Source organism: Streptomyces fodineus (assembly GCF_001735805.1).
GTDB classification, from domain to species: Bacteria; Actinomycetota; Actinomycetes; order Streptomycetales; family Streptomycetaceae; genus Streptomyces; species Streptomyces fodineus.
In genome coordinates, this window is sequence record NZ_CP017248.1 from 5,622,212 (window position 1) to 5,635,100 (window position 12,889).

Below are 12,889 nucleotides of genomic sequence, written 5' to 3' on the forward strand. Positions count from 1 at the left end.
GTACGATGATCCGACCCCCGACCCGAGGCGGGGCCCCGTAGCGGAGGAGATGCGTACCCGTGGCTGCCCGACTGCCCTCCTGGGCCTGGGTCACCGGCCTGACGGCGGGAGCGACCGCGGCCGTCGTCGCCCTCGCCGTACAGGCGGACCACGGGCCGCATCCCACGGCCTCCGTGACCCGGCCGAGCCCGTCGGCGTCGGCGAGCGCCCACGGCTCCACGGCGCCGCACTCCCCGGCGGCGCCCGCGCTGCCGGACGCGTCGGGCGCGGGGCGCCGGATCGTGTACTCGCTCGGCGAGAAGCGGGTGTGGCTGGTCGACGCGACGGGCAAGGCGAGCCGCACGTTCACGGTGTGGCCGGGCACGGTGGGCCCGCAGCCCGGCAGTTACTCGATCATCGCGCGCAGGCAGTCCCTCAAGGGCTCGGACGGTGTCGAGGTCGAGCACGTCATGTACTTCACCCAGGCCGAGGGCGTGAACATAGCCTTCTCCAACGCCCTCGACGGGTCCTCGCCACCGCCCGCGAACGGTCAGAAGCTGGGCGCGGTCCGCCTCCACAAGGAGGACGGAGCCGCGCTGTGGGCCTTCGGAGACACGGACACGAAGGTGACGGTCGTCAAGTGACAGCCGTCAGGTGACAGCCGTCAGGTGACGGTCGTCACCCGGCGTCCGTCTCCCGCGAGGGCAGTTGGTTGACGATCAGGGCGACCCCGCTGATCAGGAACACCCGGGTGGCGGCCTGAAGCCCGTTCCACGCCTTGGACTGCCACATCGAGAACCACTCACCGCCGATCGCGATGAACCCGGCGCCGAAGAGCAGCAACAGCATCAGCAGGCCGTAGGTGGATATGCGCCGGGCGAGGTCGCTGTTGCGCCGCGCCCAGAGGTAAGTGCCCCAGCCGAGGACGAGGGCGGCCACGGTCTCCCACACGATGATCAGGACGTAGGCGGTGTCCTGGAGCGCGGTGCTGGTGATGGCCCGCCACATCAGGTCGTCGTCCTTGAAGGTCGTGTCCATCGCCAGCACATGCCGTACGAACTGCTGGTTCGTCCCGAAGTCGGTGATGTTCCCGAAGGCGACCAGGGCGATGTAGAGGGCGAGTATGCCGGTGAGCACACCGGCGGCAAGCGTGAGCCCGGTGTGACGTGTGGGGGTGGTGGTCATGGCTGAATTCTCCCCTGCCCACGCCCGGTTATCGCGTGGGCATTGCGCCAGAATGAGAACGCGGGCTGCGGGAGGGGCGTACGGATGGCGCAGGCACGGCCGTCGATGCAGGAACTCATCGGGCGGCGCAGACGAGCGGGATTCGTCGGCCGAGGCGGCGAACGGGCCGCGTTCCGGGCCAACTTGGACCTCGCGCCCGAGGACGAACGCCACCGCTTCCTCTTCCACGTCCACGGCAACGCGGGCGTCGGAAAGACCTTCCTGATCCGGGAGTTGGAGCAGATCGCCCGGGAGCGCGGGGCGCTGACGGCGTATGTCGACGAGGGCGCGGGAAGCGTGCCCGAGGCGATGGCGGCGATCGGTCACCAGCTCGCCCAGCAGGGCCACCGGTGCAAGGAACTCGAACGGCAGCTGGCCGCCTACCGGGAGCGGCGGCACGAGGCCGAGGCCGCGGCGCTCGCCCTCGACCCGGAGGCGGCGCCGCGTCCGTCGACGGGTGCACTGGCCGTGGCGCGGGCCGGGCTGGTCGGGCTCGGCATGGTGCCGGGGGTCGGACCGTTCGCGGGCGCGCTGGACGCGGACCGGCTCGCGCAGGGCGCCGACCGGTTGCGGGCGGGACTCAGTGCGCGGTTCCGCAACCAGGAGGACGTGAACCTGGTGCTGGCGCCGGAGCGGGAACTGACCCCGACGCTGCTGGGCGAACTCGCCGCCGCCGCCTCCGCCGCGGCGTGGATCGTCCTGCTCTTCGACACCTACGAGCGCACGGGCCGGTTCCTGGACGGCTGGCTGCACGAGATCATGACGACGGACCGGTACGGCACCCTGCCGGCCAACGTCGTCCTGGTGACCGCGGGCCAGCTCCCGCTCGCCCCGGCCCGCTGGGGCGGATTCGCGGACTTCGTGGCGGACGTGCCGCTCGGCCCGTTCACGGAGGCGGAGGCTCGCGGACTCCTCGCGGACAAGGGCGTGCGCGACGAGCCGGTCGTCGCCGAGGTGCTGCGGCTGACCGGGGGCCTGCCGGTGCTCGTCTCGACCCTGGCCGAGACCCGGCCCGCCGATCCGCGGGACGTGGGCGACCCCAGCGGCACGGCCGTGGAGCGGTTCCTGAAGTGGGAGCAGGATCCCGTGCGCCGGGCCACCGCGCTGGCCTGCGCGCTGCCCCGGACGCTGGACGCGGATGTCTTCCGGGCCGTGGCCGAGTGCCCGCCGGAGGAGTTCGACGGGCTGTACGCGTGGCTGCGGGGCATGCCGTTCGTCAGCGAGCGCGGCGACCGGATGCGGTACCACGACCTCGTCCGGGCGCCGATGCTGCGGCTCCAGCGCCGCCAGTCGCCCAGGGGCTGGGCCGAGCGGCACCGGCGGCTCGCGCGGACCTTCGCCCGGTGGCTCAGGGAGACCGAAGCGGCCCTGGAACCGGGCGAGTTCTGGAAGGAGGAGGACTGGCGGGAGCTGCGCCTGGCGGAGTCCTACCACTCGCTGTGCGCGGACCCCCGCACCGCGCTGCCCGCCGTGCTGGCGGACGTCGTCACGGCCTGCGACCACGGGGACGACGTCCTGTGGCGCTGGGTGCGGCTGCTGGTCGAGGCCACCGAAGACACAGGTGCCACAGGCGCCACAGCTGCCACAGGTGCCACAGGCGCGCGGAGCCTGGAGAGCTGGGGGAGCGCGCTGGCGGAGGCGTTCGCGGCGGACGCGGTCGCCGGGGTGGCCGCCCTGCTGCTGGACCGGGCGCGGGCCGAGGAACCGTGGCGGCCGACGGCACACGCGGTCCGCGGCGACGCCCTGGCACGCGCCGGCGACCAGCAGGGGGCACTGGCGGAGTACGACCGGGCCCTCGCGCTCGACCCCGGCCTGGTGCGCGCCCTGCGGGGCAAGGTCCTGGCACGCAGCTCGCTCGGCGACTACGGCGCGGCCCTGGAGGACCTGCGCCGGGTGCTGGAGCTGGAGCCGGACAACCCGTACAACGTGTTCCTGCGCGGCGAGCACCTGCGGATGCTGGGCCGGTACGACGAGGCGCTGGCCGATCTCGACCACGGGATCTCGCTCGACCCGGGCCAGTCCTTCGCCTGGGCCTCCCGGGGCGCCGCCCGCCTGGCCCGCGATGAGCTGGACGAGGCGCAGGCCGATCTGAACCGGGCCCTGGAGCTCGACCCCGACTACGCGTGGGCGCTCGCCCGCCGGGCCCGTCTGTGGCGCGCCCGCGGGGACCGCACCCGGCAGCTCGCCGACCTGGACCGGGCCCTCGCCCTCCAGCCGGACTGGGCCTGGGGCCGCTGCGAACGCGGCGACGCGCTCCGCAAGGCCGGCCGCGACGAGGAGGCCCTCACCGACTACGACCGGGCGCTCGCCCTCGACCCCGACTACGCCTCGGCCTACGCGAGCCGCGGCGCCTCCCGGGCCAACCTCGGCCACCTCCAGGAGGCCCTCGCCGACCTCGACCGCGCGCTGCTGCTCAATCCGGTCTACGTATGGGCGCTGCAACGCCGGGCAGAGGTGCACCGCAGACTCGGCGCGACCGCCCGGGCCGAGGCGGACGAGACCCACGCCGCCCGCCTGTCGTCCCCGGCACCCCCACCACCGCGCCACCATCCGTCCTCGGCCAACTGACGGGCCGCGCGGCAGGCCGGCTGCCTTGACCTGCCGCCGACGCCGGCGGTGCTTCAGCGCCCCACCGCCTGCCCCGTCACCACCGGCCGCACCTTGGTCAGCAGCAGGTCCAGGAACTGGTCGGGGTGCCGGAAGGAGGCGAAGTGGCTTGCCTCGGGGATCAGGGCGAAGTCCTTCACGGGGGCGGTGACCGCCTCGTAGAAGCGGTGGGCCGCATCCGGCGGGGTGAGGACGTCGCTGTCGCCCTGGAAGAGGAAGAAGGGCAGGCGGAAGGCGGTGCCCTCGGCGTGCTCGTCGATCGTCATGGCCTGGGGGCCGAGCTGCTCCGAGAAGGTCTGGGCCTTCAGGTAGGTGCGCAGGTCGCGGAGGGTGTGCAGGGGCGAGAACCACAGGGAGCGGATGACGACCGTCTTCATGGTGTCGTAGGTGAGGGGGTCGGTCGTGACCACCGTCTTCGCGTACTCCGCCCACTCGTGGGCCGACCAGGCCGACCGGTCCGGGCCGATGGCGGCCATCTTCGCCAGCTGCTTCTTCTTGCCCGCCTTCTCCAGGCGGGCCAGCAGCGCCTCGTAGGAGGAGGTGTCACGGCCGCCGCCGACGATGTTCTGGTCGGTGCCGACGTACGCCGAGTACAGCTCGGGGTGGTTGCGGGCCAGGCGGAGGCCGGTGACCGTGCCGAAGCTGTTGGCCAGGAGCAGCACCTTGGGCACGTTCAGGCGGGTGCGGATGTGGGCCGTCACCTCCAGGGCGTCCTCGTAGAGGCGGTCGAGGGTCGGCTCGCCCTGGCTTTCCGGGCTGCCCGCGAACGTCCGGCCGGCGCCCCGCATGTCCCAGCGGACGATCGTGAAGTGCCGCTCCCAGGCACGGGTGCGCGGCGTGAAGATCAGGTTGGAGGAGCCGGGGCCGCCGTGGATCTCCAGGATCACGGGGTTCGACAGGTCCTCGCCGCGGATGGAGATCCACTGGTCGAGGCCGCCGATGCGGACGTACGAGGACTCGTCGATGCCGTTCGGGGTGGTGATCGCGAGCTTCTTGGCGAGAGCGCGGCGCTTGAGAGCACGGTAGGTCAGCAGCATGGTGTTCCCCCTAAACTGTTTATGTCGTCAGCTGTTGGGTTTACGGTATATACAGTTAGTGGGCGGAGTCAACAGGCTTCGCGGTCCGGCGATCGGGAGGAATCCATGGGCGGGCGGAAGAGCGAGCAGGAGCAGGACCGGGATCCGCGGGTGACCCTCGCGCTGCTGTGGGGCGAGCAGGAGAAGCCCACGCGCGGGCCCAAACCGAAGCTGACCCCGCAGCGCATCGCCGCGGCCGCCGCCGCGCTGGCCGACAGCGAGGGGCTGGACGCCGTCTCCATGAGCAAGGTCGCCGGCGAGTTCGGGGTCTCCGCCATGGCCCTGTACCGGTACGTCCCCGGAAAGGCCGAACTCGTCGAGCTGATGGTGGAGTCGGTGCTGGCCGAGGCGCCGGATCTGTCGGCGGCCGCGGAGGGCGACTGGCGGGCGGCCGTACGGGAGTGGACGCGGCAGTGCGCCCGCCTCTACACCGCCCACCCCTGGCTGCTCGGCGCCACCGCGATGCGCCGCCAGATCATGGGGCCCTGCCAGCTGGGCTGGCTGGACGCGGCGCTCGCCGCCCTGGAGCCCACCGGTTTGGACGGTGGCCGGCGCCACCAGGTCTTCCTGCTCCTCATCGGACTCGTCCGCAACCTCGCCCAGCAGCACAGCGACCACGACGAGGAGCGGGAGCGGGAGTGGAACCGGCTCTCCGGCGAACTGCTCGCCCGGCACGCCGACCGCTTCCCGGCACTCGCCAAGGCCGTCGCCGAGGGGGCCTTCGAGCCGGACGGCACCGACCCGCTCGAGTTCGGGCTCGACCGGATTCTCGACGGGGTCGAAGCGCTCGTAGCTGAGCGGGAATGACCCCTCGGGGGCGATTTGCCCCCGTGAACGGACCGTTCCGCGTCGATTACAGTGCTGAGCGTCGTACGGACGGTCGGTGCCGTGAGGAGGTCTGAGTGAGTGCGACATCCGGCGCCCTCTGGGGCCGAGCCGAGCAGCAGGACTTCCGCAGCAGGGTGCGCGGCACCCTCCTCGGCACCGCCGTGGGCGACGCGCTGGGCGGGCCCGCCGAGCCGCTCTCCCTGGAGGAGATCCGCACGACGTACGGCCCCGAGGGGCTGCTCGACCTGGCCTTCGGGCACGGGCGGCGCGGAACGGTCACCCACTACACCCAGCTCACCCTGTTCAGCGTGGACGGGCTGATACGGGCCCAGGTCCGCCGGGACACCGGCGCCTGGCATCCGCCGACCGATCTGCACCGGGCGTACCGGCGCTGGGCGGCCACCCAGCGGGACTGGGGGCCCGACGAGCGCCGCAAGGACGACGGCTGGCTGGCGCGCGAGGAGTGGCTGTACGCCCGCCGGGAGCCGACCCGGGCGCTGCTCATAGGGTTCGGCGACGACACCATGGGCACGCTGGAGTCACCGAAGAACCCCGGTGAGCTGGGCCCGGAGGCGGTGGCCCGGTCCGCGCCCTTCGGGCTGCTGGTCGGCTGGGAGCCGCAGCTCGTCGCGCAGCTGGCGGTGGAGTGCGCGGCGCAGAGCCACGGCCATCCCATCGCCTACCTGTCGGCGGGCGCGTACGCCGTGATCGTGCATGCGCTGGCCCGGGGCGAGAGCCTGGACGGTGCCGTGCAGCGGGCCCTCGCCCTGCTCGCCCCCCGGCCCGGCCACCAGCCCGTCTCGGACGCCCTGCAGCATGCGCTCGGGGCGGTGCGGCAGGGGATCCCGGGCCCGGCGCGGGTGGAGGAACTGGCCGGCGACGGTACGGCGGACGGGCTGCTGGCGGCGTCGGTGTACTGCGCGCTGGTGGGGGAGGACGTACGGCACGGGCTGTGCCTCGCGGTGAACCAGAGTGGCCCCTCGGCCGCGGCGGGCGCCCTCACGGGCGGCCTCCTCGGCGCCCTGCACGGCGAGACGGCCCTCCCGCCGGGCTGGCTGGCGGAGCTGGAGGGCCGTCCCACCGTGCTGGAACTCGCCGACGACTTCGCGATGGAAATGACCCAGGGCCCGGCGCTGCACGGCCCGGCGGGGTCCTCACCGGGCTGGCTGGCCCGGTATCCGCGGGCCTGACCTCAGACCCGCGCGCACTGGTGGACGGTCATGCTGCCGCTCGCGTCGAAGTGCCGGATCCGCACGCCGGCCTGTTTGTTGTAGTCCACCTCGAGCCGCTGGCCCGAACCGGTGCCCGACTCGCCGGGCGGCTGCCAGGGCAGGCCGAGGGAGACGGAGTCGCCCACCGTCGCCGGCACGTTCTCCGCGGCGGCGTCGTGCAGCTCACCGCTCTCGCTCAGCCGCTCGGGCACCCGCAGGGCCAGTCTGCCGCCCTGGAGCGCCCAGGCGCCCTTCGCCCCGGCGCCTCCGCCGGAGTCCATGTTCCAGGTCCCGTCGCCGACGGTCACGGTGTAGGTGTACGACTTGCCGCTCGCGCCCGGCATCGTCGAGGTGACGCGCCACTTGCCGCGCACGAAGGCCGCGAACGCCCTGCCGGCGACCGTGGACGTCGGTGACGGACTGCCGAAACCGCCGTTCCTCCTGCTCGTGCCGTGGCCCGTGCCGCTGTGCTTGCCGACGCCCTTGCTCTTGCCCTTGCAGGCCGCGAGCAGCGAGGCGCCGACGCCGATGGCCAGACAGCGCAGAGTGGTACGGCGGCCCACCACCCGGGAGGCCGCCCGCACCGCGTCCAGACTCATGGTTTCCCCGTTCATGCCAAGTTGATGATCAACTCGCACACTACAGGGGCTGGTTGGGCGCTCCCACCACGTCGTCCCCGGCCCCCGCGGGGACCGGTACCGCCGCCGCCGCGTCGCCGTCGGTGTTGATCTTCTCGATGACGGCCAGGCGCTCCGGTGTCTCCTCCGGCTTCAGGTAGCCGATGGCGATGTACAGGACCAGGGACACCGCCAGCGGGACCGACACCTGGTACTGCAGCGGGACTCCGCCGGAGACCTTCCAGTTGACCGGGTAGTTCACCAGCCAGAACGCCAGCAGACCCGCCGCCCAGCTGGTCAGCGCCGCCGTGGGGCCGGAGCGGCGGAACGGGCGGAGCAGGCCCAGCATCATCGGGATCGCGATCGGGCCCATCAGGCCGGCCACCCACTTGATGACGACGGTGATGATGTCCTTGAACGTGGGGGAGTTGACCTGTGTCGCGACCGCCATGGACAGGCCGAGGAAGGCCAGGGTCGTCACGCGGGCCGCGATCAGGCCGGAGCGCTCGCCCCAGGCACGGGCCCGGGAGGACAGCACCGGGGCCACGTCACGGGTGAACACCGCCGCGATCGCGTTGGCGTCGGAGGAGCACATGGCCATCGTGTGGGAGAAGAAGCCGACGACGACCAGGCCCAACAGGCCGTGCGGCAGCAGCTGTTCGGTCATCAGGCCGTAGGAGTCGGAGCCGTCCGGCTTCTGGGCGTGGACCAGGAGCGGGGACATCCACATCGGGAAGAACAGGACCACCGGCCAGATCAGCCACAGCACGGAAGACAGCCGGGCCGACCGCTCGGCCGCGTACGCACTGGTCGTCGCCATGTAGCGCTGGGCCTGGTTGAGCATGCCGCCGTTGTACTCGAAGAGCTTGATGAACAGGAACGCCAGCAGGAACACCGTGCCGTAGGGGCCGACCAGCGGCTTGCCGTGGCCGTGCAGCGCGGGCTGGTTCCAGGCGTCGAAGACGCCGATGTGCTTGTCGTTCAGCTTCAGTACGACGGCCACGAACATCGAGACACCGGCGAGCAACTGGATGACGAACTGGCCGAGTTCGGTCAGCGCGTCCGCCCACAGGCCGCCGATCGTGCAGTACACGGCCGTGATCGCGCCGGTGATGAGGATGCCCTGGTTCAGGGTGACCCCGGTGAACACCGACAACAGGGTGGCGATCGCCGCCCACTTGGCACCCACGTCCACGATCTTCAGCAGCATGCCGGACCAGGCGAGCGCCTGCTGGGTGGAGAGGTTGTAACGGTTCTTCAGGTACTCCAGCGGGGAGGCCACATGGAGCCGGGAGCGCAGTCGGTTGATACGGGGCGCGAACAGCTTCGACCCGATGGCGATGCCGAGCGCGATGGGGAAGGACCAGGTGACGAAGGAGGTGACGCCGTAGGTGTAGGCGATGCCCGCGTACCCGGTGAACATGACCGCGCTGTAGCCCGACATGTGGTGCGAGATGCCGGACAGCCACCAGGGCATCCTGCCGCCGGCCGTGAAGAAGTCGGAGACGTTGTCCACGCGCTTGTGCGACCAGACGCCGATCGCGACCATCACACCGAAGTAGCCGATGAGTACGGCCCAGTCGAGACTGTTCATGTGCCCGATCGTCGGTGCGGCCACGTGAACGCGACAAGCAAGTGGTCGGTCAAGTCGCGGTAAAGATGTTCGACTTGATGACCCTTGTTCATCCACATGAACAGCCTCAAGATGCGGGCCAGTTGTGTCAGCGCATCAGCTCCCCCGCGTTGACCAGCAGCGACTGCCCCGTGATGGCCCGCGCCCGGTCCGAGGACAGGAACACCGCCGCGTCCGCCACATCCCCGTCCGTCGCCAGCTCCGGCAGCGCCATCCGCTCCGTCAGCCGGCCCAGCACCTCCGCCTCCGGCACCCCTTCCGTCTGCGCGGTGAACGTCACGTACGCCTGCACCGGCGGCCCCCACATCCAGCCCGGCAGCACGGTGTTGACCCGGATCCGGTACGGCCCGAGCTCTCGCGCCAGGGAGTACATCGCGCTGGTCAGCGCCCCCTTCGACGCGGCGTACGCGGCCTGCTTCACCTGCGAGGGCGCGGCGACGGCCGACTGCGTCCCGATGATGACCACCGACCCGCCGCCGCCCGCCTTCAGCGCCGGCAGACAGGCCCTGGTCATCCGCAGGGTGCCCAGCAGGTTCACGTCGATGACCGACTGCCAGGTCGCGAAGTCCGCGTCCTCGAGCCCGCCGAAGCAGGAGTCCCAGGCCGCGACATGGACCACCGCGTCGATGCCGCCGAACCGCTCCCGCGCCAGTTCGGCCAGCGCCGCGCACTGTGCCTCGTCGGTGATGTCGGTCGCCCGGTACGCCGTACGCGCACCCGCCGGATCGATCTCGGCCGCGCTCTTGGCGAGGTTCGCCTCGGTGCGCGCCCCGAGCACCGCGTTCCCGCCGTCCCGTACGACGGCCGCGGCGACCTGGTGCCCGAGCCCGGCGCCGACTCCCGATACGACCACCGTCCTGCCTGCGAGCAGGGTCATCGGTACCTCCCGCGGTATGGCGCTTTATCTGACGGAGCGTCAGAGTATGGGCCACAGCAGGAAAGGGGAACCGTATGAGCGACGAGACCCGCAGCGAGCCGTACGCCGACCTGGCCGCCGTAGGACCGTACGGCGTCCGGCCCGGCCACGCCCTGATCACCATGGTCGAGCCGCACCCCGGCCACGAGTACGCCTACAACCGCTGGTACGAGGACGACCACTACTACGCCGGCGCGATGGCCATGCCCTGGATGTACGCGGGCCGCCGCTGGGTCGCCACCCGGGACCTGCAACTGCTCCGCCACCCCGAGAAGTCGGCCGTCGCCCAGCCGGTCACCACCGGCTGCTATCTCTCCACCTACTGGATCACCGAGGGCCGCTACGGCGACCACATGAAGTGGACCGTCGCCATCAACAAACGCCTCAACCGCGACGCCCGGGTCTACCACGACCGCACCCACGTCTTCACGGCCTTCCAGGACCACGAGACGACGGTCTACCGCGACGGCGCGGCGGGCCCGCGCGACTTCCACGCCCTCGACCACCCCTACGCCGGGCTGGTGCTGGAGGTGATCGACAGCGAGTCGGCGGGGCAGCGGGCGGAGCTGGCCGAGTGGCTCCGCACCCGCCATCTGCCCAGGCGCCTGGCCGGCTCCCCGGCCGCGATGGTCACCGTCTTCCGGCCCACCCCGCTGCCCGGCGACCGCATGACCTACGTCAAGCAGGTCGAGGGAGTCGACACCCGCCTGACCCTGCTGTGGTTCCTGGAGCGGGACCCACGGGAGTGCTGGGAGGAGCACCTCACCGGCCTGGACGCGGATGTCTCGGAGGCGGGGCTGGGGCGGGTGGAGCTGGTGGCGCCGTTCATCCCCACGGTGCCGGGGACGGACAGGTACGTCAGCGAGCTGCGCGGACCGGCATGACTCACTTCCACTCGTCGGGACAAGGCGTACCGCGCGGCAGCTGATACGGCGCGGCCAGCCGGTACGTCCCCGCACGCGGAGCGAGCAGCACCGTCCACTTGTCCCCGTTCTCGTCCTGCGGCGACTCCATCAGACACCCGCTGACGTTCCGGTACGTCTTCGGCCGGCCGGAGGAGACCGGCTGCGGCGGCTTCAGGCTCTTGCCGTGCTCGTCGACGACGCTCAGCCACGGCGAGTACGGGATCTTGATCAGGATCCGCCCGGCCCTGCCCACCTGAAGCGTCATCTCGCCCTGCCCGGCGCGGTCCACCACCGCGTCGGGCTCGGCGAGCGGCGCCGGATCGGTCACCCGGAACAGCTGCCAGTTGGTGTCGCCCCAGACCTGCGTCAGATACGGCATCCCGCGCCGCAGCAGCTGCCGCTCGCGCTCTCCGCCGTCGCCGTCCGGGTTGTCCTTCGGCAGGACGACGAAGTGCACGGCCCAGCGCTGCAGCCACTCGTGGTAGTTCGCCGAGTTGAGGGTGTCGTCGTAGAAGAGCGGGTTGCGCTCCATGTCGGCCTGCCGGTTCCAGCCGCGCGCCAGGTTGACGTACGGCGCGAGCGCGGACGCCTCCCGGTGCGAGCGCGCCGGGACCACCTCGACCCGGCCCTTCTCTGCGCCGGCCTTCTGCAACTGGTGGACGAGCGGGGCCAGCTCACGGGCCCAGGACGCGGCCGGGGTCGTATGGATGATGTCGTCCACCGACTTGAAGCCGATCCAGCCGGCGAAGCCGAGCAGCGCCAGCACGGTCGTGTACCACTTGCGCGACTTGGGCACCGTGAACGGCAGCGCGGCCACCAGCGTCGCACCCGCGAACAGCATCGGCAGCCGGGAGATGTTCGAGCCGATCTGCGAGCTGATCAGCCACACCAGGACGACGCCGAGGCTGTACACGCCGGCCGCCAGCCGGACCGTCACCCACTCCCTGGGCACGAGGAACAGGCACAGCAGGCCGTACAGCAGCGGCAGGATCACCGAGCCGATCGTCATCGGCTGGGTGCCGGAGAACGGGAAGAGGAAGTACGAGGCGGCGACCACCACCGTCGGGGCGAGGCCCAGCGCCCACGCGCCCGGCCGCCGCTTCTGCAGGAACAGCGCGACCGCGACCAGGCCCACGAACAGGCCCGACACGGGCGAGGCCATGGTGGAGAAGCCGGCCAGCGAGGCGGCCACCGCCGCCTTCGCCCAGCGTTTGTGCCGCCACCGGTACGGCCAGCAGAAGACGGCCGCGGCGGCGCCGAGCGCGAACATCGTGCCGAGCCCGAAGGTCACCCGGCCCGAGATCGCGTTGCACAGCAGCGCGACGACCCCCGCGAGCGACGCCCACAGGGGGTTGCGCACCGCCCGGCTGCGGATCAGGACCAGCGTCAGCAGGCCCGCCGACACGGTCCCGGCGATCATCATCGTCGTACGGACGCCGAGGACGGCCATCAGATACGGCGACACCACGCTGTACGACACCGGGTGCATACCGCCGTACCAGGCGAGGTTGTACGCCGAGTCCGGGTGCCGGCCGACGAACTCCGCCCAGGCGTCCTGCGCCGCGAGATCGCCACCACTGTTCGCGAACGTGAAGAACCAGATGATGTGCAGGACGCCCGAGAGGGCCGTGATGGACAGTACGGGGTGGCGCAGCAGCCGCTGCCTGAGGGGCTCGGCGGCGGCGAGGAGGCGCGCGAGTCTGCCGGGGGGCGCGTCGAGGCGGTCACTGTCCGTGCCGCCGTCGGGGTGGTCGGTGCCGTCGCCGCGACCGTCCGGGTCAGCTTCGGACAGACGTATTCGCGGGCCGGATCCCGGGCCCGGATCGGCGTCGTCGGCGTGTGTCGGCTCGGCTGTGGCCACCTGAAGGCACTCCCCGTGTCCCGTCTTCTGTT

11 protein-coding genes are annotated in these 12,889 nt (G+C 71.7%); 5 read left to right on the forward strand and 6 right to left on the reverse strand.

Going from position 1 to position 12,889, the window contains the following annotated elements; translation table 11 throughout:
- Positions 1 to 59: 59 nt before the first annotated feature.
- Positions 60 to 623: a hypothetical protein gene (locus tag BFF78_RS24085; protein WP_069780296.1), complete on the forward strand. Its 564-nt coding sequence runs from the start codon at positions 60 to 62 to the stop codon at positions 621 to 623.
- 34 nt (positions 624 to 657) lie between these two features.
- Here BFF78_RS24085 and BFF78_RS24090 read toward each other — a convergent pair whose 3' ends face one another.
- Complete coding sequence (locus tag BFF78_RS24090) at positions 658 to 1,164, reverse strand: DUF2165 domain-containing protein (protein ID WP_069780297.1); 507 nt, start codon at positions 1,162 to 1,164, stop codon at positions 658 to 660.
- Between the two features lie 84 nt (positions 1,165 to 1,248).
- Between BFF78_RS24090 and BFF78_RS24095 the strand changes: the two genes are divergently transcribed.
- Positions 1,249 to 3,771 carry a tetratricopeptide repeat protein gene (locus BFF78_RS24095; RefSeq protein ID WP_079161451.1) on the forward strand — a complete coding sequence of 841 codons (2,523 nt, stop codon included), beginning with the start codon at positions 1,249 to 1,251 and terminating at the stop codon, positions 3,769 to 3,771.
- Positions 3,772 to 3,824: 53 nt separating this feature from the next.
- Here BFF78_RS24095 and BFF78_RS24100 read toward each other — a convergent pair whose 3' ends face one another.
- Positions 3,825 to 4,847, reverse strand: a complete 1,023-nt coding sequence (locus BFF78_RS24100; protein WP_069780298.1) for an alpha/beta fold hydrolase — start codon at positions 4,845 to 4,847, stop codon at positions 3,825 to 3,827.
- 105 nt (positions 4,848 to 4,952) lie between these two features.
- Here BFF78_RS24100 and BFF78_RS24105 point away from each other — a divergent pair, with 105 nt between their 5' ends.
- Together BFF78_RS24105 and BFF78_RS24110 are read left to right on the forward strand one after the other, a co-directional pair.
- Positions 4,953 to 5,693: a TetR/AcrR family transcriptional regulator gene (locus BFF78_RS24105; protein WP_069780299.1), complete on the forward strand. Its 741-nt coding sequence runs from the start codon at positions 4,953 to 4,955 to the stop codon at positions 5,691 to 5,693.
- Positions 5,694 to 5,788: 95 nt separating this feature from the next.
- Positions 5,789 to 6,904, forward strand: a complete 1,116-nt coding sequence (locus tag BFF78_RS24110) for an ADP-ribosylglycohydrolase family protein (protein ID WP_069780300.1) — start codon at positions 5,789 to 5,791, stop codon at positions 6,902 to 6,904.
- A 2-nt stretch (positions 6,905 to 6,906) separates the two neighbouring features.
- Here the strand turns inward: BFF78_RS24110 and BFF78_RS24115 are convergent, their stop codons facing one another.
- From BFF78_RS24115 to BFF78_RS24125, 3 genes are all read right to left on the reverse strand, one after another.
- On the reverse strand, positions 6,907 to 7,539 hold the full coding sequence (locus tag BFF78_RS24115; protein ID WP_159033049.1) for a hypothetical protein: 633 nt from the start codon (positions 7,537 to 7,539) through the stop codon (positions 6,907 to 6,909).
- 25 nt (positions 7,540 to 7,564) lie between these two features.
- Positions 7,565 to 9,136 carry a sodium:solute symporter family protein gene (locus tag BFF78_RS24120; protein ID WP_069780302.1) on the reverse strand — a complete coding sequence of 524 codons (1,572 nt, stop codon included), beginning with the start codon at positions 9,134 to 9,136 and terminating at the stop codon, positions 7,565 to 7,567.
- 127 nt (positions 9,137 to 9,263) lie between these two features.
- Positions 9,264 to 10,052 (reverse strand): SDR family oxidoreductase, encoded by a 789-nt coding sequence (locus BFF78_RS24125; RefSeq protein WP_069780303.1) that lies wholly within the window; start codon positions 10,050 to 10,052, stop codon positions 9,264 to 9,266.
- A gap of 74 nt (positions 10,053 to 10,126) precedes the next feature.
- On the opposite strand from BFF78_RS24125, the gene BFF78_RS24130 reads away from it, so the two are divergent.
- Positions 10,127 to 10,975, forward strand: a complete 849-nt coding sequence (locus BFF78_RS24130) for a hypothetical protein (RefSeq protein ID WP_069780304.1) — start codon at positions 10,127 to 10,129, stop codon at positions 10,973 to 10,975.
- Between the two features lies 1 nt (position 10,976).
- Here the strand turns inward: BFF78_RS24130 and BFF78_RS24135 are convergent, their stop codons facing one another.
- Entirely contained in the window at positions 10,977 to 12,857 is a 1,881-nt protein-coding gene (locus tag BFF78_RS24135) for an MFS transporter (protein ID WP_193433527.1), read from the reverse strand.
- Between the last annotated feature and the right edge of the window lie 32 nt (positions 12,858 to 12,889).

Coding starts and splice junctions, on each gene's coding strand:
- BFF78_RS24105 (WP_069780299.1), top strand. CDS start 4,953: ATGGGCGGGCGGAAGAGCGAGCAGGAGCAGGACCGGGATCCGCGGGTG.
- BFF78_RS24130 (WP_069780304.1), top strand. CDS start 10,127: ATGAGCGACGAGACCCGCAGCGAGCCGTACGCCGACCTGGCCGCCGTA.
- BFF78_RS24100 (WP_069780298.1), bottom strand. CDS start 4,847: ATGCTGCTGACCTACCGTGCTCTCAAGCGCCGCGCTCTCGCCAAGAAG.
- BFF78_RS24120 (WP_069780302.1), bottom strand. CDS start 9,136: ATGAACAGTCTCGACTGGGCCGTACTCATCGGCTACTTCGGTGTGATG.
- BFF78_RS24125 (WP_069780303.1), bottom strand. CDS start 10,052: ATGACCCTGCTCGCAGGCAGGACGGTGGTCGTATCGGGAGTCGGCGCC.
- BFF78_RS24090 (WP_069780297.1), bottom strand. CDS start 1,164: ATGACCACCACCCCCACACGTCACACCGGGCTCACGCTTGCCGCCGGT.
- BFF78_RS24115 (WP_159033049.1), bottom strand. CDS start 7,539: ATGAACGGGGAAACCATGAGTCTGGACGCGGTGCGGGCGGCCTCCCGG.
- BFF78_RS24095 (WP_079161451.1), top strand. CDS start 1,249: ATGGCGCAGGCACGGCCGTCGATGCAGGAACTCATCGGGCGGCGCAGA.